The organism is Mycobacterium rhizamassiliense, from assembly GCF_900157375.1.
Taxonomy (GTDB): domain Bacteria; phylum Actinomycetota; class Actinomycetes; order Mycobacteriales; family Mycobacteriaceae; genus Mycobacterium; species Mycobacterium rhizamassiliense.
Window position 1 is genome coordinate 4,905,088 of the sequence record NZ_LT721901.1, and the last position, 22,741, is coordinate 4,927,828.

General features: G+C 68.9%; 5 protein-coding genes. 2 read left to right on the forward strand and 3 right to left on the reverse strand.

The features are described 5' to 3' along the window. Positions 1-4 precede the first annotated feature (4 nt). From MRAB57_RS23645 to MRAB57_RS23655, 3 genes are all read right to left on the reverse strand, one after another. Positions 5-18,358 carry a non-ribosomal peptide synthetase gene (locus tag MRAB57_RS23645; RefSeq protein WP_077089494.1) on the reverse strand — a complete coding sequence of 6,118 codons (18,354 nt, stop codon included), beginning with the start codon at positions 18,356-18,358 and terminating at the stop codon, positions 5-7. 85 nt (positions 18,359-18,443) lie between these two features. Next, a complete protein-coding gene (locus tag MRAB57_RS23650; protein WP_077089495.1) occupies positions 18,444-19,382 on the reverse strand; it encodes a methionyl-tRNA formyltransferase in 939 nt (312 codons plus the stop codon). Between the two features lie 200 nt (positions 19,383-19,582). After that, positions 19,583-20,536: a GGDEF domain-containing protein gene (locus tag MRAB57_RS23655; RefSeq protein ID WP_077089496.1), complete on the reverse strand. Its 954-nt coding sequence runs from the start codon at positions 20,534-20,536 to the stop codon at positions 19,583-19,585. Positions 20,537-20,668: 132 nt separating this feature from the next. Between MRAB57_RS23655 and MRAB57_RS23660 the strand changes: the two genes are divergently transcribed. Both MRAB57_RS23660 and MRAB57_RS23665 read left to right on the forward strand, forming a co-directional pair. Continuing rightward, positions 20,669-22,285, forward strand: coding sequence for an MFS transporter (locus MRAB57_RS23660; RefSeq protein WP_245835993.1), 1,617 nt, complete (start codon positions 20,669-20,671; stop codon positions 22,283-22,285). Between the two features lie 64 nt (positions 22,286-22,349). After that, on the forward strand, positions 22,350-22,712 hold the full coding sequence (locus MRAB57_RS23665) for a UBP-type zinc finger domain-containing protein (protein ID WP_077089497.1): 363 nt from the start codon (positions 22,350-22,352) through the stop codon (positions 22,710-22,712). Positions 22,713-22,741 lie beyond the last annotated feature (29 nt).

The following is a 22,741-nucleotide window of genomic DNA, read 5'->3' on the forward strand; positions in this document are numbered from 1 at the left end:
ATCGTCAGAGCAATCCGAGCAGCTGCAAGTCGGTCACGTATTTCAGGATGACCGGCGCCGTGACATGCGGAATATCATGATCGGCACCAATTTTGGCGTCTTGCACCGCGGCGCGGAACCGATCGGTCGAGGCGAAGGAGCCGTTGGTCGGCGTGAAGGCATCGACGTGCGTGAGGTTGTGCAGCCGCAATTCCAGCACCTGGAGCACCGATTGCCGGCGCAGTCGATCCGGCAAGGCGCGCAGCCGAGTTTCGAACTGCTCCAACCACTCTCCGAAGTCGTCGATGCGCTCGACCGGGTAGCCGGCGCCCATCACCCAGTCGACGAACTCGTCGAATCCGATGCCGTCGTCGTGCGGGTTCATCACGTGGTACGTCTCGAACCCACCGACCGCCTCGACACCCAGCGTGGCAATCGCCTCGGCCACGAACTCGACCGGCAGCCCGTCGAAGTGCGCGCGCTGCCGGTTGCCCTCGTCGTCGCGCAGGTAGAACGAGGCGGGCGCGACGCCGGTGGCCAGCAGGCTCAGCACCATCCGCGTGAACATGTCGGACATGTTCAGCTGACCCGCAAAGCTGGTGTCGGCCAAGATCATGTCGCAGCGGAAGACCCCGACCGGCAGCCCGCACAAGTCGTTGGCCTCGCGCAGCAGGACTTCGCCCGCCCACTTGCTGTTGCCGTAGCCATTGACGTAGCTGCCGTCGTTGACACGGGTCGGGCTGATGTCGCGGACGTCGGCGTCCTCCGTGAACGCCGACGGCTCGACGCGATCACCGACGTTGGCGGTCGACACGTACACGAAGGACTTCAGCTTGGTGGTCAGCGCGATCCGGATCAGCTCGGCGGTGCCGACGACGTTCGGCACGAACAGCTCGCTATAGGGCAGCACGCCGTTGACCAGGGCCGCCGAATCGACGATCAGGTCGACCGTGTCGGCCAGTGCCTGCCAGCTCTGTTCGTCGAGGCCGAGGTTGGGCTCGGCCTTGTCGCCTGCGACGACCCGCAGGTGATCCTCGGCCAGCTCCTCGTAGAGCCGCAACAGTTCTGGGTCGCCGCTGTCGAAAGTCTTGTCCAAGCGAGCGCGCGCCTGTTCGTCGGAGTCGGCCCGCACCAAGCAGATCACCGTTCCGTTGGTGAGCTCCATGCGGCGTAGCCATTCCAGGACCAGGTAGCGCCCGAGGAATCCGGTAGCGCCGGTCAGCAGGACGGTGCGGACCTCGGCGCTGGGTCCGGGCAGCGACGGTGCCGTCGTCAGCGTGGCGTCGTCGAGGAACTTGTCCAGGGTGAGATCGCCGGCGCGCAGCTCGGCGGCGTCATGCCCGTGTACGGCCACGAAGCGCGGGTCGATGGCGTGCTTGTCGACCTGCTCGCTCAGGCCGGCGACCGTGGGCGCCTCGAACAGAATGCGCACCGAGAGTTGGGTATTCAGTGATTTGTTGATCGTGGCGATCAGCCGCATCGCGGATAGCGAATTTCCGCCGAGGTCGAAGAAGGAGTCGTTGATGCCGACGCGTTGGTGGTCGAGGATGTGGGCGTAGATGCCGGTGAGGGTTTCTTCTATCGCGTTGCGGGGGGGTTCGTATGCGGTGGTGGTGTATTCGGGTTCGGGTAGGGCTTTGGTGTCGAGTTTGCCGTTTTGGGTCAGCGGCAACACCTCGATGGCCATGACCGCGGCCGGCACCATATAGGGCGGGAGGCGGTGGGCCAGTTGCGCGCGCGCGGTCGCGGGGTCGGCGGTCCCGGTCAGGTAGCCGACGAGGCGTTTGTCGCCGGGGCGGTCCTCACGCACGATCACCGCCGCCGCGTGCACACCCTCCAAAGCGGCCAGCGCCGAACGTATTTCACCGAGCTCGATACGATACCCGCGGATCTTGACCTGCTCATCGGCCCGCCCGAAATACTGCAGCTGCCCGTCGGGCCCCCAGCGCACCAAGTCCCCGGTCCGATACATCCGCTGCCCGGGCGCATACGGGCACGCCACAAACCGCGACGCCGTCAACGACGCCCGGTTCACATACCCGACCCCGCCCCCGCGCCCGGCCACATACAACTCGCCGACCACCCCGGCCGGCACCGGCCGCAACCACGCATCCAAAACAAACAACGCCGCACCCGGTATCGGCACCCCGATCGGCACCACCTCGGCACCCGGCTGCAGCGGCACGCTGACCGTCACACACAGCGTGGTCTCGGTGGGCCCGTAGGCGTTGGTCATCACCCGGTTAGGTGCCCAGCGCTCCACCAACTCCAAAGCGCACGCCTCAGCGGCGACCACCAGCGCCACCTCGTCCAGGGCCCCCACGGACAGCGCGGCCACCGCCGACGGCGTCTGATGCAACACCGTCACCTGTTCGTCGACCAGCAGCGCCTCAAACTCCTCGGGCATCGCCGCCACCGATTCGGGCACCACCACCAGCCGCGAACCATGCAGCAGCGCACCCCAGATCTCCTCCACCGACGCGTCGAAGGCATAGGAGTACCACTGCGACCACACCTGGCCCGGCCCCGACGGCAACCCCACATGCAGCGGCTCCAGCAGCTGGGTCACATTCGCGTGCGTGGTCGCCACACCCTTAGGCACCCCGGTAGTCCCCGACGTGTAGACGATGTGGGCCACATCGCCACCGGCCGGCACCGGCAGCCCGGAATCCGGTTGGGCCGCAACGGCCGGGTCGTCCACCCCGATCACGTTGAGCCCGCGTCCGGCCAACCGGTCGGCCAACCCTGCGGCGGCGACCGCGGCCACCGGCACGGCATCGCCGAGCATGAACTCAATACGTGAATCCGGGCTTCCCGGATCGATCGGCAAATACCCGGCCCCACTCTTGAGCACACCCAAGATCGCCACGATCGCCTGCGCCGAGCGGGAAAACAGCACCGCCACACACCGACCCGGCCCCGCACCCCGCTCAACCAACCAATGCGCCAACCGATTCGACGCCTCATCCAACTCCCGATACGTCAGCGACGTCGCACCACAACTGACCGCCACCGCCCCCGGCGACCGAAACACCTGCGCGGCAAACAATCCCGGAATCGAGGAACCGGCCACCGGCCGATCCAACACCCCCCGATTCCCCAACCCATCAAGCCGCAGCAATTCAGCGGCATCCACCACATCCACCGACGACACCCGCCGACCAGGATCAGCCACCATCCCCACCAACACCCGCTCCAACCGACCGATCAACACCTCGACGCTGGCCGCATCGAACAGGGCGGTGCGGAATTCCACCGCTCCGGCGATTCCGGCGGGTGCGCCGTCGTCCTCCCAGCGTTCGGCGAGCGAGAAGCTCAGGTCCATCCGCGCGGTGTTCGTGTCCAACGGAATCTCGGCGATGCGAAGGTCACCCAGGTCGAGCTCGACGGACGGGCGGTTGTGCTGGCCGGGCAGGTTCTGCCAAGCCATCCCCACCTGGACCAGCGGGTGATGGCTGACGGATCGGATGGGGTTGAGGCGCTCGACGAGCACCTCGAAGGGAACGTCCTGGTGGTCGAAGGCCTCGAGGCTGCGGGCGCGGACCTGGGCCAGCAGGTCGGTGACCGTCGCCTCACCGCCGACCTGGACGCGCAGGATCAGGGTGTTGACGAAGAAGCCCACCAAGTCGTCGACCGCGGTGTCGCCACGTCCGGCGACCGCGAATCCCATTGCGACGTCCGAGCTTGCGCTGATCTTCGACAGCAGCACCGCGAGGGCGGCCTGGATCACCATGAAGCTCGTCACGCCGTGTTCTTTGGCCAGCGCGCGCACCCGCAGCTGCAGTTCGACCGGCCACTCCACGGCCACCCGGTCGCCGCGGTAGTCGACGCCCCGCGGGTAGGGCCGGTCGGTGGGCAGCTGCAACCGTTCGGGCATCGCGGCCAGGGCCTGCTGCCAATAGGCGAGCTGGCGCCCGATGGGGCTGTCGACGTCGTCGAGGTCGCCGAATTGGGCGCGCTGCCACAGCGTGTAATCGGCATACTGCACCGGCAACGCATTCCAGCCCGGGGCCGCGCCGCCGATCCGGCTGACGTAGGCCGCGCCCAGATCGTTCATCAACGGGGTGATCGACCACCCGTCGGCGGCGATATGGTGCACGGCCGCCACCAGCAGGTGCTCGTCCTCGGCGACGGCGAATAGCTCTGCGCGCAAAGGGATTTCGTTGGCCAGGTCGAAGGTGTGGCGTGCGACGGCCGCGGTCGCCTGGTCCAGCCGATCCCGGGTCCACGCCGACGCATCGTGGGTCTGCCAGCCGAACGAGGCCCGATCGGGCGCCAGCACTTCCTGATACGGCACCCCGTCGCTGTGCGGGAAGACGGTGCGCAGCGATTCGTGACGACCCACCACATCGGCCAGCGCGGCGCCCAGTGCGTCGGTGTCGAGGGGTCCGCTCAACCTCAGGGCGACCGACATGTTGTATACCGCTGAGGGGCCCTGGAATTGGTCGAGGAACCACAACCGGCTCTGGGCGAACGACAACGGAATCGGCGTGGGCCGCGGGCCCGCGATCAACGGTTCCAGCGCAACCCCGTCGCGATGCAGGCGTGGCGCCAATTGGGCAACGGTGGGGGCGTCGAAAAGGGCGCGCACCGTCGCGCCCGTGTCCATTGATTTGTTGATGGCCGCGATGAGGCGCATGGCCGACAGTGAATCGCCACCGAGGTCGAAGAAGGAGTCGTTGACGCCGACGCGGTCGAGCCCGAGGATTTCGGCGTAGATGCCGGCCAGGATCTCTTCGACCGCGCTGCCGGGCGCCTGGTATTCGCTGCCCCGGTATTCGGGCGCCGGTAGGGCTTTGGTGTCGAGCTTGCCGTTGGGTGTTAGCGGTAGCGTGTCGATGGCCACGACCGCGGCCGGAACCAGGTAGGCCGGCAGCCGCTCGGCCAGGCTCGCCCGCACGGTCGCGGGATCCGCAGCCCCGGTGATGTACCCCACCAGCCGCTTATCGCCGGGGCTGTCCTCGCGCGCGATCACCGCCGCGGCACCCACACCGTCCAAACCTGCCAGCGCCGAACGGATCTCACCGAGCTCGATGCGATACCCGCGGATCTTGACCTGCTCGTCGGCGCGCCCGATGTACTGCAACTGCCCGTCGGCGCCCCAGCGCACCAAGTCCCCGGTCCGATACATCCGCTGCCCGGGCGCGAACGGGCACGCCACAAACCGCGACGCCGTCAACGACGCCCGGCGCAGATACCCCACGCCCACACCGGTTCCCGTGACGTACAGCTCACCGACCACCCCGGGCGCTACGGGGCGCAGCCAGCCGTCGAGCACAAACAACGCCGCACCCGCCACCGGTGCTCCGATCGGCACCACCGGGGAGCCGGCCTGCAGCGGGGCGCTGATCGCCGCGTAGACGGTGGTTTCCGTGGGGCCATACGCGTTGATCATCACCCGGTTCGGGGCCCAGCGATCCACCAGCTCGACCGGGCACGCCTCGCCGGCGACCACCAATGCCATCGAGTCCAGGCCCCCGGGCGCCAGTGTGGCCGTCGCCGAGGGGGTTTGGCTGAGCACGGTCACGCGCTCGGTCGTCAACAGCGAGTGCAGGTCTTCCGGCGAGCTCGCTACCGCCTCGGGCACCACCACCAGGCGCCCGCCTCGCAGCAGCGCGCCGAAGATTTCCGACACGGACACGTCGAAGGCCAGCGAATGCCATTGCGACCAGACACCGGTGCGATCCAGGCTCGCGTCGAGCGATTCCAGCATGTGGGTGGCGTTGCGGTGCGTGATGGCCACGCCCTTGGGCACACCAGTAGTGCCCGAGGTGTAGATGAGGTACGCGATGTCGTCGACGACCGGGCCCGGCAGCGACCCGGCCGGTTCGTCGGTGATTGGCGCGTTGACGTCGATGACCGGCAGCCCGTGCCCGTGCAGCCTGTCGGCGAGGCCAGCGGTCGTGAGCGCCGCGGCGGGCGCGGCGTCGCCGAGCAGGAACTCGATCCGGGCATCGGGCACCGCCGGATCGATCGGCAGGTATGCGGCCCCGGTCTTGAGCACCGCCAACATCGCCGTGATCGCCTCGGCCGAGCGCGAAAACAGCAGTGCCACATAGTGGCCCGGGCCCACTCCTTGTGCGGCGAGCAGGTGCGCCAGTCGAGTCGCCGCCGCGTCGAGTTCGCGGTAGGTCGTCGAACGCGCGCCGCAGGTGACTGCCACGGCATCGGGCGTGCGGGCGGACTGCGCCGCGAACAGGTCCGGGATCGACTCTCCCCCGCCTGCGGGTTGCGTCAACGCCGCCCGGTTGCCGATCTCGTTCAGCCGCAGGTGCTCGCCGTCGTCGAGCAGGTCGATCGACGACAACCGGCGGGTGGGATCGACCGTCATGGCCAGCACCACGCGTTCTAGCCGATCGATCAGCGCCGCAACACTTTCCGCGTCGAAGACATCGGTGCGGAATTCGACGCCGCCGGAGATGCCCGCCGGCTCGCCGTCTTCGTCCCAGCGCTCCGCCAACGAGAACGTCAAATCCATTCGCGCCGTGTGCGCATCGAGCGGCAGCTGGGTGATCCGGAGATCGGTCACGTCCATCTCGACGGCGGGCTGGTTGTGCTGCCCGGGCAGGTTCTGCCAGGCCAGCAGCACCTGGATCAGGGGGTGATGGCTCAGGGATCGGGCCGGGTTGAGCCGCTCGACGAGCACCTCGAAGGGCACGTCCTGGTGCTCATAGGCGGCGATGCTGCGCTGGCGCACCTGGGCCAGCACCTCGGCGACGGTGGGGTCGCCCTCGACCTCCACGCGCAACACGAGCGTGTTGACGAAAAAGCCCACCAGGTCGTCGAGCGCACGGTCGCGCCGCCCGGCGATCGGGAAGCCCACCGCCACATCACGACTGGCGCTGATCTTCGACAGCAGCACCGCAAGGGCCGCCTGCATCACCATGAAGCTGGTCGCGTCGTGCTCACGGGCCACCGCGCGCACCCCCCGCTGCACTTCGGCGGGCCACTCCACGACGACGTTCGCGCCGCGGTAGTCGGCCACCGGCGGATACGGGCGATCCGTGGGCAGCTGCAACCGCTCGGGCATCGCGGCCAGGGCCCGCTGCCAATACGCGAGCTGGCGCCCGATCGGGCTGTCGGCGTCGTCGAGGTCGCCGAATTGGGCGCGCTGCCACAGCGTGTAATCCGCGTACTGCACGGATAGCGCGTCCCAAGCCGGCGCGTCTCCGCCACACCGGCTGGCGTAGGCCACGCCAAGATCGCGCACCAACGGGGTGATCGACCACCCGTCGGCCGCGATGTGATGCACCGTGGTTACCAGCACGTGCTCGTCGTCGGCGACCCGGAAAAGCATTGCCCGCAACGGCGTCTCGGCGGTCAGATCGAACGTGTGCCGCGCGACCGCATCGATCGCCTCGGCCAGCCGATCCCGCGACCACCCGCCGGCATCGACAACGTCCCAGCCGAGGTCGACGTTTTCCGGCGCGACCACCAATTGCTGGGGAACGCCGTCTGGTGCGGCGAATCGCGTGCGGAGGCTCTCGTGGCGGCCGACCAGATCGGTGAGCGCGCTGCCGAGGGCGTCGGTGTCGAGGGGCCCGCTCAGCCGCAATGCGACGGCCATGTTGTAGATGGGTGAGGGGCCCTGGAATTGGTCGAGGAACCACAACCGATTCTGGGCGAACGACAACGGCACCACCGTGGGCCGTGGGCCCGCCACCAATGGCTCCAGGCCACCCTCGCCGCCACCGATCCGGGGCGCCAACCGCGCCACCGTCGGCGCCTCGAACACCGCGCGTACCGGAAGGTCGGTGTTCAGGCCCGCCTTGATGGCCGCGATCAGGCGCATGGCCGACAGTGAATCGCCACCGAGGTCGAAGAAGGAGTCGTTGATGCCGACGCGGTCGAGCCCGAGGATTTCGGCGTAGATGCCGGCCAGGATCTCTTCGACCGCGCTGCCGGGCGCCGCGTATTCGGTGCCCCGGTATTCGGGCGCCGGTAGGGCTTTGGTGTCGAGCTTGCCGTTGGGTGTTAGCGGTAGCGTGTCGATGGCCACGACCGCGGCCGGAACCAGGTAGGCCGGCAGCCGCTCGGCCAGGCTCGCCCGCACGGTCGCGGGATCCGCAGCCCCGGTGATGTACCCCACCAGCCGCTTATCGCCGGGGCTGTCTTCGCGCGCGATCACCGCCGCGGCGTCCACACCGTCCAAACCTGCTAGGGCTGAACGGATTTCGCCGAGTTCGATGCGATACCCGCGGATCTTGACCTGCTCGTCGGCGCGCCCGATGTACTGCAGCTGCCCGTCGGCGCCCCAGCGCACCAAGTCCCCGGTGCGATACATCCGCTGCCCGGGCGCGAACGGGCACGCCACAAACCGCGACGCCGTCAACGACGCCCGGCGCAGATACCCGATACCCACACCGTGCCCGGCGACGTACAGCTCACCGACCACCCCCGGCGCTACGGGGCGCAGCCAGCCGTCGAGCACAAACAACGCCGCACCCGCCACCGGCGCTCCGATGGGCACCACCGGGGAGCCGGCCTGCAGCGGGGCGCTGATCGTCGCGTCCACCGTGGTTTCGGTGGGGCCGTAGGCGTTGGTCATCGCCCGACCGGGTGCCCAGCGATCCACCAGCTCGGCCGGGCACGCCTCGCCGCCCACGATCAACGCCGCGGACTCCAGCCCGTCCAGGGACAGCGCCGCCAGCGCGGTGGGCGTCTGGCTCAGCACGCTGACGCGCTCGGCAATCAGCAAGGCGCGCAGGTCGTCCGGTGAGCCGGTCACTGCCTCGGGCACCACCACCAGCCGGCCGCCGTGCAGCAGCGCGCCCCAGATCTCCCGTACCGACGCGTCGAACGCGTAGGAATGCCACTGCGTGGACACCTTGACTGGGCCTGGCGTGGTGAGCGCGGCGTCGAGTCCCCGCATCAGCTGGGTGACGTTGTGATGCGTGACGGCCACGCCCTTGGGCATACCGGTCGTGCCCGAGGTGTAGATGATGTGGGCGATGTCGCCGGGGGCCGGTAATCGCGGCGGGTTGCCGGCCTGAGCGCCGATGGCCGCGTCGTTGACGTCGATGACCGGCAGCCCATGGCCGTCCAGCCTGTTGGCGAGGTCAGCGGTCGTGAGCGCCGCCGCGGGCGCGGCGTCGCCTACCAGGAACTGAATTCGCGCGTCGGAGCTTGCGGGGTCGATCGGGAGATACGCCGCGCCGCTCTTGAGCACCGCCAGCATCGCTACGATCGCCTCGGCCGAGCGCGAAAACAGCAGCGCCACGGACTGCCCCGGGCCCACGCCCCGCCCCGCGAGCAGGTGTGCCAACCGGTTGGCGGCCACGTCCAATTCGCGGTAGGTCGTCGAACGGCCGGCATAGCTGATCGCCACGGCATCGGGCGTGCGAACCACCTGTGCGGCAAACAGTTCCGGTATCGAGGACCCGGCAACGGTCTGCGTCAACGCCGCCCGGTTGCCGATCCGATCCAGGCGCCGGCGCTCGTCGGCGTCGAGCAGGTCGATCGACGACAACCGCCGCGTGGGATCGGCCGTCATGGCCATTACCACGCGCTCCAGCCGATTGATCAGCGCCGCAATGCTTTCCGAGTCGAAGACATCGGTGCGGAATTCCACCGCCCCGGAGATCCCGGCGGGTTCGCCGTCCTGGCTCCACCGCTCGGCCAACGAGAACGTCAAATCCATTCGTGCGGTGTGGGTGTCCAGCGGCATGGGCGTGATCGTGAGATCACCCAGGGCCAGCCCGGCGGCCGGGTCGTCGTGCTGGCCCGGCAGGTTCTGCCAGGCCAGGGCGACCTGGACCAAGGGGTGATGCGCCATGGTCCGGGCCGGATTGAGACGGTCAACCAGGGCGTCGAAGGGCACATCCTGATGCTCGTAGGCCGCCAGGCTGCGCTTGCGCACCTGGGCCAGCACCTCGGCGACGGTGGGGTCACCGGCCGTCTCGACCCGCAGCACCAACCGATTGACGAAGAAGCCCACGAGTTCGTCGAGCCCGGGGTCACGCCGCCCCGCGACCGGGAAGCCCACGGCCACATCGTCGGTCGCGCACAGCTTGCCCAGCAGCACCGCCAATGCCGCCTGCATGACCATGAAGCTGGTCGCGTCGTGCTCACGCGCCACCGCGCGCAACCGCCGCTGCACCTCGGCCGGCCACTCGACCACCGCGTTGGCACCCCGGTGATCGGCCACCGCCGGATACGGCCGGTCCGTGGGCAGCTGCAACCGTTCGGGCATCCCCGCGAGGGCCTGCTCCCAGTACGTCAGCTGACCGGCGATCGGACCGTCATGGTCGTCGAGGTCGCCGAGCTGGGCGCGTTGCCACAGCGTGTAATCGGCGTACTGCACCGCCAGCGCGTCCCAACCGGGAACCCGCCCCGCGCATCGACTGGCGTAGGCCACGCCAAGATCACGCACCAGCGGGGTGATCGACCACCCGTCGGCCGCGATGTGGTGCACCGTGGCCACCAGCACATGCTCATCCTCCGCGACGCGGAAAAGCATTGCCCGCAACGGTGTCTCGGCGGTCAGGTCGAACGTGTGCCGCGCGACCGCATCGATCGCCACGGACAGCCGATCCCGCGACCACCCGCCGGCATCGACGACATCCCAGCCAAGGTCGACGTCCTCGACCGCCACCACGTCCTGGTAAGGCGCGCCGTCCCGGTGCGGAAATACGGTGCGCAGCGATTCGTGGCGGTCCACGACATCGACCAAGGCGGCGGCCAGTGCACCGGGATCCAGTTGCCCGCCCAGCCGCAACGCCACGGTCATGTTGTAAACCGCCGACGGCCCCTGCAATTGGCCCAAGAACCACAACCGATTCTGGGCGAACGACAGCGGCACCACCGCGGGCCGCGGGCCCGCCACCAATGGCCGCAGCCGGTCCCCCGCCCGTCCGATCCGCGAAACCAACTGCGCGATCGCGGGCGCCTCGAACACGGCGTGCACCCGCAGATCGGCGTCGAGCGCCGCGTTGATCGCCGCGACGAGTCGCATGGCCGACAGTGAATCGCCGCCGAGGTCGAAGAAGGAGTCGTTGATGCCGACGCGTTGGTGGTCGAGGATGTGGGCGTAGATGCCGGTGAGGGTTTCTTCTATCGCGTTGCGGGGGGGTTCGTATGCGGTGGTGGTGTATTCGGGTTCGGGTAGGGCCTTGGTGTCGAGTTTGCCGTTTTGGGTCAGCGGCAACACCTCGATGGCCATGACCGCGGCCGGCACCATATAGGGCGGGAGGCGGTGGGCCAGTTGCGCGCGCGCGGTCGCGGGGTCGGCGGTCCCGGTCAGGTAGCCGACGAGGCGTTTGTCGCCGGGGCGGTCCTCACGCACGATCACCGCCGCCGCGTGCACACCCTCCAAAGCGGCCAGCGCCGAACGTATTTCACCGAGCTCGATACGATACCCGCGGATCTTGACCTGCTCATCGGCCCGCCCGAAATACTGCAGCTGCCCGTCGGGCCCCCAGCGCACCAAGTCCCCGGTCCGATACATCCGCTGCCCGGGCGCATACGGGCACGCCACAAACCGCGACGCCGTCAACGACGCCCGGTTCACATACCCGATCCCGACCCCGCGCCCGGCCACATACAACTCGCCGACCACCCCGGCCGGCACCGGCCGCAACCACGCATCCAAAACAAACAACGCCGCACCCGGTATCGGCACCCCGATCGGCACCACCTCGGCACCCGGCTGCAGCGGCACGCTGACCGTCACACACAGCGTGGTCTCGGTGGGCCCGTAGGCGTTGGTCATCACCCGGTTAGGTGCCCAGCGCTCCACCAACTCCAAAGCGCACGCCTCAGCGGCGACCACCAGCGCCACCTCGTCCAGGGCCCCCACGGACAGCGCGGCCACCGCCGACGGCGTCTGATGCAACACCGTCACCTGTTCGTCGACCAGCAGCGCCTCAAACTCCTCGGGCATCGCCGCCACCGATTCGGGCACCACCACCAGCCGCGAGCCATGCAGCAGCGCACCCCAGATCTCCTCCACCGACGCGTCGAAGGCATAGGAGTACCACTGCGACCACACCTGGCCCGGCCCCGACGGCAACCCCACATGCAGCGGCTCCAGCAGCTGGGTCACATTCGCGTGCGTGGTCGCCACACCCTTAGGCACCCCGGTAGTCCCCGACGTGTAGACGATGTGGGCCACATCGCCACCGGCCGGCACCGGCAGCCCGGAATCCGGTTGGGCCGCAACGGCCGGGTCGTCCACCCCGATCACGTTGAGCCCGCGTCCGGCCAACCGGTCGGCCAACCCTGCGGCGGCGACCGCGGCCACCGGCACGGCATCGCCGAGCATGAACTCAATACGTGAATCCGGGCTTCCCGGATCGATCGGCAAATACCCGGCCCCACTCTTGAGCACACCCAAGATCGCCACGATCGCCTGCGCCGAGCGGGAAAACAGCACCGCCACACACCGACCCGGCCCCGCACCCCGCTCAACCAACCAATGCGCCAACCGATTCGACGCCTCATCCAACTCCCGATACGTCAGCGACGTCGCACCACAACTGACCGCCACCGCCCCCGGCGACCGAAACACCTGCGCGGCAAACAATCCCGGAATCGAGGAACCGGCCACCGGCCGATCCAACACCCCCCGATTCCCCAACCCATCAAGCCGCAGCAATTCAGCGGCATCCACCACATCCACCGACGACAACCGCCGACCAGGATCAGCCACCATCCCCACCAACACCCGCTCCAACCGATCCAGCAGCGGGCCAACGCTTTCGGTGTCGAATAGCGCGGCGTCGTATTCGACGCGCAGGCCCAATTCCGGCCCGGGCACGGCCTGCAAAGTCAGCGGGTAGTGGGTGGATTCGTGCGTGGTGAAGTCGGTGATGGCCAGCTCGCCCAGCTCCATCGAGGCCGCGGCGTCGATCGGGTAATTCTCGTAGACAAACAGGGTGTCGAACAGCTGATCGTGGCCCGTGCTGCGGTGGATCTCGGTCAGCGCCAGGTGCTCGTGTTCCAGGGTGTGCTGGTAGGCGTTGTGCAGCTGTCCGAGCAGGTCGGCGACGGTGGTCTGCGCGGTGACGTGCGCGCGCACCGGCACCGTGTTGATCAACAGGCCCACCATCGATTCGATTCCGACGACGTCGGCCGAGCGGCCCGACACCGCGGCGCCGAACACCACGTCCTGTTGGCCGGTCAGCCACATCAACAGCTGCGCCCACGCGGCGCGCAGGACGGTGTTGACGGTGGTGTGCTGGGTGCGGGCCAGCCGGTCGAGGGCCAGGGTGGTCTGTTCGGAAAGGCGCCGCGATTCGACGGCCCGTTGCGTCAGCTCCAGCTTGTGCGGGGAACCCACCAGCGTCGGCGCACCGAAGCCCGCCAGCACCTCGCGCCAGGCCGCCTGGGCCGCATCGAGGTCTCGGTCGGCAAGCCAGCTCACAAATCTGCGGTAGGGCACCGCCGCCGGGAGGCGCTGCCCGTGATAGCCGGCGAAGATCTCCTGCAGCAGGATCGGCAGCGACGAGCCGTCGAGCACGATGTGGTGGTTGGTGAGGACGAGCCGGTATTGATTTGGCGCGCAACGGATCAGGGTCACCCGGAAGACCGGCGGGCTGGCGAGGTCGCAGACGGCGGCGCGTTCGGCCGCACATAGCCGCTGCACCTGTCCGTCGATGTCCGAGTCAATCGCGTCGAGCTCGACATAGCGCCACGGCGCCGTCGGCCCGGCGGGGAGGATCTGAACCGGCGGGTCGATCTGCGCGGAAAACCGGGCGGCCAGGTTCGGATGACGAGCAACCACGGCGTGGACGGCGTCGCGCAGCCGTTCCGGGTCGAGCGGGCCCGAGACGCTGATGCTCAGCTGAATCGCGTACAGATCGGCATCGGTGGTCTTGGCCGCCGTGGCGTGGAACAGCAGCCCCTGCTGCAGGGGTGTCAACGGCAATACGTCCGCGACGGGCTCGCGCAGCTCGAGGTCGACGATTTGCTGTTGGGTGAGCCGCGCCGGAGCGACATCCGACGGCGTCAATCCCCCGCCGCCACGGCGCACGTGCGCGCAGATACCGGCCAACACCTCAAACCACAACGCGCTCAACCGGTTTATCTGGTCTGCGTCGAACGCGCTCGAGGCCCAGGTCCAGTTGGCGTGCAATTGCGGCCCGGCATCGCCGTCCAGGGTGCCCGCGTTGAGAGCCAGGGTATGCGGCAGCGCCATCGGCACCGCGCTCGCGATCGCGGTGGTCGAAAAGCCGTCGAGGGCGGGGCGCCAGAGATCATCGGATAGGGCGGTGCCGCCGCTCAGCCTGCCCAGGTAGTTGAACGCGATCTCGGGGTCCGGGCCCTGCAGCTCCGCCGCGCCGTCGGTGTAGCGCAGCAAGCCGTAGGTCAGCCCGTCGGGCAGGGCGCGCAGGCGTTCCTTGGCGTCTTTGACCAGCCCGCCCAGCACGGCCTCGCCGTTGACCACTTGCGCCCAGTCCAGGCCGCTGAAGCGCAGCGCCACCGGGTGTTTGGCGGTGAACCAGCCGACCGTGCGCGACAGGTCGACGTGGGCGCCCAGCTCTTCGTGGCGCCCGTGCCCTTCGACGTCGATGGCGATGGGCGCCGTGGTGTCGCCGAGCAACCGCGCCACCGCCAGCCCGAACGCGACCAACAGGACGTCCTGCACGCCGGCGTGAAACGCAGCGGGCACCTCGCGCAACAACATCCGGGTGGTCTCGGCGTCCAGCACCGCGGACAGGGTCCCGGCGTTCGCAAACGTGTCCGCGGCGCCGCGGACCGCAGGCAGCACCGGCGGCGTCGCCGCCACCGGTCGCCAGGCCGCGGCGTGCTCCGTGGTCGCGGCGGTGCGCGCATGCTCGGCGAGCAGTGACGCCCACCGGGCGAAGGAGGTGCCACCGGCCGGCAGCTCCACCGGCTGGCCGGCGCGATGCTGGGCCCACGCGATATTGATGTCTTCCAACAGGATTCGCCACGACACGCCGTCGACGGCCAGGTGATGGATGATCAGCACCAGTTGGCCGCTGCCGGCCGCCCACAGCGCGCTGAGCAGCACGCCCGCGGCGGGGTTCAGCCGGGACCGCGCGTCGACCAACGCGTCGTCGGACAGCGCCGCGACGGCCTGCACGCACTCGTCCGCGTGCACCGAGCCGGGCTCGGGCACCTCGAACGACCAGCCGCCGGCCGCGTCATCCTCGACGCGCAGCCGCAACATGGGGTGCCGATCCAGTAGGGCCTGCAACACCACCACGACGTCGGCCCGACTCACCCCGGCCGGAGCCGTCACCATCATCGTCTGGTTGAACTGATCGATCCGGCCGCCAATGCCCTGCAGCCACCGCATGATCGGCGTGGCGACCACCGGGCCGATGCCCGCGTCGACCACATCGTCGATGCCCGCGGCCACCGCGACCACCCGGGCCAGCCGCGCCACCGTCTGCTCCACGAAGATGTCGCGCGGGCGGCACACCAACCCGGCCGCACGCGCGCGTGACACCACCTGCATCGACATGATGCTGTCCCCGCCCAGATCGAAGAACGAGTCGTCGACCCCCACCCGCTCCAGGCCGAGCGCTTGGGCGAAGATCCCGGCTAGCGCCTCCTCGACGACACCGGCGGGAGCGCGGTAGCTGTCGGCGTCGCGGTATTCGGGCGCGGGAAGCGCACGGACGTCGAGCTTTCCGTTGTCCGTCAACGGCAACGCGTCGATGGCGACGACGGCGGACGGCACCATGTAGGCCGGCAGCCGGTCGCCCAGCAGGGTGCGGGTTCCGGCGGGGTCGGCGGTGCCGGTGATGTAGCCGACCAGGCGGGTGTTGCCGAGGCGATCCTCGCGGGCGACCACCACCGCCGCCTGGACGCCATCCAGTGCGGCCAGCGCCGCCTGCACCTCGCCGGGTTCGATGCGGTAGCCGCGGATCTTGACCTGGCCGTCGGCCCGCCCGAGGTAGCGCAACTGCCCGTCGGGCTGCCAACACACCAGGTCCCCGGTGCGATACATCCGAGTTCCGTTGTCGCCGTGGGGGTTCGCCACAAATCGTTCGGCGGTGAGGTCGACCCGGCCGACGTAGCCGCGCGCCAGCGCGGGGCCGCTCAGGTACAGCTCACCGACCACACCGACGGGCGCCGGGTTCAGCCGCGCGTCGAGCACCAGCGCGCGCACCCCCGCGAGGGGCGCACCGATGCTGACGGGCTGTCCAGCCCCCAGCGGCGCGCTCCAGGTGGCCCAGATCGTGGCCTCGGTCGGGCCGTAGGCGTTGGACATTCGCCGATCCGGCGCCCACGCGGTGGCCAGCTCTTCGGGGCAGGCCTCCCCCGTGGTGACCAGGGTGTGCAGCCCGGACAGCCGGGCTGCGTCGAGTGACGACAGCACGGTCGGGGTCAATACCGCTGCGCCGACGCGCTGGTCGCACAGGAACGTGGTCAGCGCCTCACCGGCGTAGGCGTCCGGCGGCGGCACCACCAGCGCAGCCCTCGCCCCGACCGCCAGCAATAACTCGCCCACCGACACGTCGAAGGTGGGCGATGCCGCCATCAATAGCCGTGTGTCGACGGCTAATTCGAGTTCGCGGTGGTGCGCGGCCACGCCGAGCAGGCCGGCGTGGCTCACCGCGACCCCCTTGGGGACACCGGTGGATCCCGACGTGAAGATCACGTGCGCGGCGTGCTGCGCGGCAAGCGGGGCCAGGCGGTCGGCATCGGTGATCGGGTCCGCGCTGCGCCCCGAAACGTCGAGGGCGTCGACGCGCAGCACCGGACGCGTCCCGGCGCCGGGCACCGTGTCGGCGCCGCACGTCAACACGCACTCGGCGGCCACCGCGTCCAGCACGGTGGCGATGCGCTCGACCGGATGGCTGCGATCGACCGGCACGTAGGCCCCGCCGGCCTTCATCACCGCCCACCACGCGGCCACCAGCTCCGCGCTGCGGTCCATCGCGACGCCCACGGAACGCTCGGGGCCCACGCCGGCCTCGATCAATGCCCGGGCCAGCCGCGTCGACCACTCATCGAGCTCGCGATACGACAGTGTGCGGGCGCCGTCGATCACCGCGACGGCCTCGGGGTCCGCCGACACCGCCGCGCCCAACAACTCCGGCGCCACCCCCACCGGGGCCGTGGCGCCGGCACCCGACCATTGCGACAGGACCAGGTCGCTCTCGGCCCGATCCAGGAACGACACCTCGTCCACCGAGGTCGACGGATCCGCCGCCAGCAGGCGGTCGAAGAGCGACTCCAGACGCGTGATGTGCCGGTCGATTTCGTCGGCGGTGTAGCGCTCCGGGTTCCACCCGAACTGGATTCGCGGCGCCCCATCGCCCAGTTGCGGATAGATGTTCACCGCGACGTCCTGGACGGGGAACGTCGTCAGGACATTGCAGGCGGCCTCGGACGGTCCGTAGTGAATGGGGGCCACAAACCCGAACACGTTGACCATCGGACCGAATTCGAGGTTCACGTCCAGCCGGGTCGCATCCCCGATGATGTCCGGGAAGCGCCGGAACTGCTGATGCCGCAACGCGCCCACCACGGCGGCCGCGACCCGGTCGGTCAGCGCGCCGATGGTGTCGTCGTCCTCGACGTGGACAACCAGCGGCACCAGGTTCGACATCATGCCCGCGCACTTCTTGGCCGCCGCGGTGGTGCGCGCCGTGACCGGAAGCGACAGCGAGACCGTCTGCCGCCCGGTTGTTTTCGCCAGGAACAGCGCCACGGTCGCGACCACCCGCGCAACATCGAACGGGTGCCCGCTCTCGAAAAGCCGTTGTGCGCAGGCCAGCTCGCGCACCAGCGGGTGACGTGGCGCGACCGACCGCTGCGTCCCCGCCAGGTCGGTGACTTCCAGCGACCCGCGCACGACGGTCTTCCAGTACTCGGCGTCGGCCTGATGGCGCGAGGACTGCTGGTACTTCTCGTCCGCGTCACGGACCGTGGCGAACCCCGAGAAATCGACCTCCCCGGTGTCCGGGTCCGCTCCTGAGTAGACGTCGGCGATGTGCCGCAGGAAGTTGTTGGTGCCGTAGCCATCCAGCAGGACGTGGTGCGTGCGCAGATAGAAGTACGACATGTCGTCGGCGACCCGCAGCAAGGCGAAGTTCGTCAACCGGTCCCGGTCGAGATCGACGGGCCGGCGGTAGTCGTCGTCCATCCAGCTGCGCGCGGCGGACACCGGGTCGGGCTCGGCGCGCAGATCGACACAGTCGAGGGTTTCCGGTATCGAGTGATCGAGCATGAAGACCGGTTCGCCGTCGACGAGAGCGAGCCGTGCACACGGCGAGCCGAACCGCGTCGCCGCCGACTCGCATGCGGCCATGAGCTTTTCGGCGTCGACGTGGTGATCGATAGCCATGAAGCCGGCGAAGTTGTACGGGACTTCGGGCCGGAGTTCCTGGGCGGCCCAGATCAACCGCTGCGCGTCGGTCAACGACCCCAACAGATCCGGTTGAGTGCCGTAATTGAGCATAGGGACGGACGAACTTTCTATTCAGTGAGGCGTCGCGGCACCGAGCGCATCGCAGCCGGAAAGATCCGCGACCGCGAATTGCGGCCTACGCCTGGCTATCCAGGTACCCCCCGCGGCGAAAGAACTTCTCCCCACTGCATTCGACCCCGTCCGCGCAACGGACCCGGGAGATGACCAGCCCGCGGTTGCGACCGCGAATCGCGTTGGGCCCGCACACCACCGCCCCGCCTTCCTCTTGCACGATCACGCGGCCCGGCGTGCCGCCGTAACAGGCGTCGGACGCCCGCGCCTCGAGAATTTCGATGCGCTCACCCCGGTAGAACGCGAACGCGCGGGGATACGGGTCGGACAGCGCCCGCACGAACCGCGCGAGATCCTCGGCCGGCCAGTTCCAATCGACCAGACTGTCGCGCTCGGAACGCTTGTGGAAGTAGCTGCGTTCGGCCTTGTTCTGCGGCCGCCAGACAGCGGTACCCGATTCGAGGGCGTGCAGCGCCTCGGCCAGCGCGCCCGGAATCAGATCCATCCCGCGCAGCACCAACTCGGTGCCCGTGTCGGCGGGGCCGACCGGTAGCGAGTGCTGCACCAGAATGTCGCCGGTGTCCAAGCCGTCGTCCATCCGGTGCACGGTCAGGCCGAACTCGGACTCGCCGCTGATCAACCCCCACAGCACGGGGGAAAACCCGGTGAACTTGGGCAGCAGCGAGTCGTGGAAGTTCAGCGTGCCGTGCGGCGGGAGTTCGTAGAGCTCCGCGGGCATCCGGTGGTACCAACTGTTGACGACGATGACGTCGGGTTCGACGCGCTTGATCAGGTCGATGGTCTCGGCGTCCACCCGCTCCGTGACGTGGACGGGGATGCCGTTGTCGCGCGCGAGTTCTTCGACCGGCGCCGACCAGATGGCCTTGTAGACCTCTTCGCTCGTGGGGTGGGTGACGGCGAGTACGACTTCGTGGTCCAGGTTGAGCAGTGCCTGCAGGGTCTTGTAGCCCCAGGTCTGAAATCCGAAGAACACGATGCGCATCGCGCAACCCCTAACTGAAGAAGACGATGGGCCGGCCAGATGTCCTTTTCTGGACATGTGTCTTAAGTCCCAGAGCTTACGTTAGCCTGCCCTTAGTTACATAATTGGGCGTTTCTGCTGCGCCTTTGCTGGCAGCGAGCTCAGCAACGGCCGGCCCCGGACCCCGCGCGTCGCGCCTTCCCGGCCGGCGCCCGGCCGGATCAGTCGGTGGGCAGGCCGCCGCGGGAGCGCTTGTCGGCGTACATCTGCTCGTCGGCGAGGCGCATCAGATCGCGTTCGCCGGCGGCGATCCCGGCGCTGTAGGTCACCGGCGTCCCCGCCTCGGCCCAGCGCCGGCGGAGGCGATCGAGCGTGCGCTCGGCCTCCGCGTGGGCGGCGCCGACGAGCATCACGAGGAACTCGTCGCCGCCGATCCGGAAGACCACATCCTCTTTGCGCGCCGACCATCGCAGCGCATCGGCGAAGGCGACCAGGAGTTGATCGCCGGCCTCGTGACCGTGCCGGTCGTTGTAGGTCTTGAAGTTATCCAGGTCGATCAGCACCACCGAACACCGGCCGGCGTGCGCCGACAGCTGGGGCGCCAGCGTGCTCCGGTTCAGCAGCTGGGTGAGGGCATCGGTCTGCGCGATCTTGCGCAGCAGCGCGCTCTGCTCCTCCAGCCGGGAGATGAGCCAGGCCGGAACCTCGGCGACGATGACCCACATCGCCGCGGCCAACACGACGGTGGTCAGGTCGCCGGGCAGGACCTTGGCGCCGCCGACGACGAACGCCAGCACGCCGAGGGGGACGAAGGCCAGTGAGCGCCAGCGTCGGCAGGTGAGGCCGATGTAGGCGAAGGTGACCGTGATGGTGCCGGGAAGCTCGCGGGTGGCGTCGGAAGCGACCGCCCCGACGAGCGTCGTGATGACGAGCGACGCGGCCGGCCACCCGAACAGAAGGACACGGCTCTGCTGCCAACCGCGCAGCCGTCCGGCCACCGCGACGACAACTGTCAGCATCGCGGCGCCGGCGAGCAGCCAGTAGACCCGCGAATCGACCTGGGCGCCCGCGCCGTACGCCTTGGCCGCGTAGAGGACGAGCAGCCACAGATACGCGGTCAGGCCGATGACATGCCAGCGCCCCGCCGACGGCTGAGAGTCAACGTGCCCGGTCACGTGCTCAGGATAGAGGCGCCGGCCAGAGTTAGGGCGATGCCGTTGACTCGACGAGAAACTCCCCCCATCCAGCGGTAATCTTCTCGCGATGACAGGACAGGCGAACGGCCCTAGCCGAAGCGGCGTCGTGAATTGATCGAGCGACTGCCGCAGCCGCAAGAGCACCCCAACGCTGCCTCCACCGGGGCGCCGTTGCGCAATCGCGTATACCGCAACCTGTTTATCGCCCAGTTCGTCTCCAACGTCGGAACGTGGATGCAAAGCGTTGCGGCACAATGGTTTCTGGTAGAAGACCACAGCAGCGACACCGTCATCGCACTGGTCCAGACGGCAAGCCTCGGGCCGACCCTGCTGTTGGGGTTGTTCGCCGGCGTCCTGGCCGACCTGTTCGACCGGCGCCGGCTGCTGATGTTCCTGCAGACCTACGCCGTGGCGGTGGCCCTGGCCCTGGCGGTGGTGACGTATCTCGGCAAGCTCGGCCCGACGTCACTGTTGATGTTCACCTTGGCCATTGGCTTCGCTGCTGCGCTGGCCGGACCGGCGTGGCAGGCCATCCAGCCCGAGGTCGTCCCGCGCGAGCAGATACCCGCGGCCGCGACGTTGTCCAGCGTGTCGGTCAACATCGCCCGGGTGATCGGCCCTGCGATCGGCGGCGTCGCCGTGGCGTTGGCCGGGCCCGCAGCGGTTTTCGCGATCAACGCGGTGTCGTACGCGGCCATCATCGTCGCCCTCGCGGGCTGGCGGCGGCCCAAACAAATGGCGCCGATCGAACGCGAAGGCCTGGGCCAGGCAATCATCAGCGGCCTCGCCTACGTCGAGAACGGGCCGATCTTTCGCAGGATCCTCTTGCGCACAACCCTTTTCGTGTTTCCCGCCTCGGCCCTGTTGGCCCTGTTGCCGGTGGCCGCCGCGCACCGATGGCACCTGGGAGCGAGCGGCTACGGGGTGGCGTTGGGGGCGATGGGAATTGGCGCGGTGATCGCGGTCGTGATCTCGGCACCCGTGCGCGACAAGGTCCCGATCAACGTGCTCATGGCGGCCTGCGCCGTCGCCTACGGGTGCGCCGCGCTGGCCGTGGCCTGGCTGAGCTTCGCCGAGGCGCTGCCGATGCTGCTGTTGTCGGGAATGGCCTGGCTCATCACATTGACGGAGCTGAACGCGGCGGCCCAGCTCGCGCTGCCGCAATGGGTCCGGGCCCGGGGGTTGTCCGTGTATCTGCTGGTGTTTACCGGCAGTCTCGCCCTCGGCTCCTACATGTTCGGCCTGATCGCCACCAGAACGGGACTCGACCACGCGCTGGTCTGGTCCGCGGCGTTATTGGGTGCCGCCGCCCTCAGCGTTACCGTGCTCCCGTTTCTTCCGCTGCCGGAGGGGGTGAGCCTGGGCATTTCCACTGCGTGGCCGAGCCCGGCCGTGGTTTTCGAACCCTGCCCACACGACGGACCCGTCCTGGTCACCACCCGCTACCGGGTGCCGACCGAGAACCTCGATGCCTTCATCCGCGCGATGAGCGCCGTGCGGCGCTCCCGCCTGCGCACGGGTGGCCACAGCTGGGAGCTGTACCACAGCCCCGAAGATCCCGACGTCGTCCTCGAGAGGTTTACGGTGTTGTCCTGGACGGAGTTTCAGCGGCAACTCACCGAGCGCTGGCTGGACTACGACCACGAAGCGGTCGAGAAGGCGCGCAGCTACACCGTCGACCACGCGTCATCACACTCGTACTACATCGCGTTGCGCGTGCCCAAATAGCGTTACTCGGCAACGGCGCCGCCCGAGTGGGCAACGGGCGCGGAGTCGGGGCAAGATGGGTTGCATGACATCGGGAATCGATCCCACCGCGTCGCCGAGCGGCACGGGCTGTGCCGAGTGCGAGGCCGCCCAGGGGTGGTGGGTGCATCTGCGCCGCTGCGCGGCGTGTGGTCACATCGGCTGCTGTGACGATTCACTGGCTCGACACGCATCGGCGCATTGGCGCGCGACCGGCCACCCGATCATTCAGTCGTTCGAGCCCGGCGAGGATTGGTTTTGGAACTACGACCTCGACGAGTATTACGACGGGCCGAAACTCGCCATGCCCGACAGTCATCCGGCCGATCAGGGCGCGCCCGGCCCGCGCGGACGGGTCCCGATCGACTGGCGCGACGTGCTACTGAGCCGGGGTCCGTCCGGCGGCTAGCCGTCCTTCGGGATACGAAACGCTAAGGG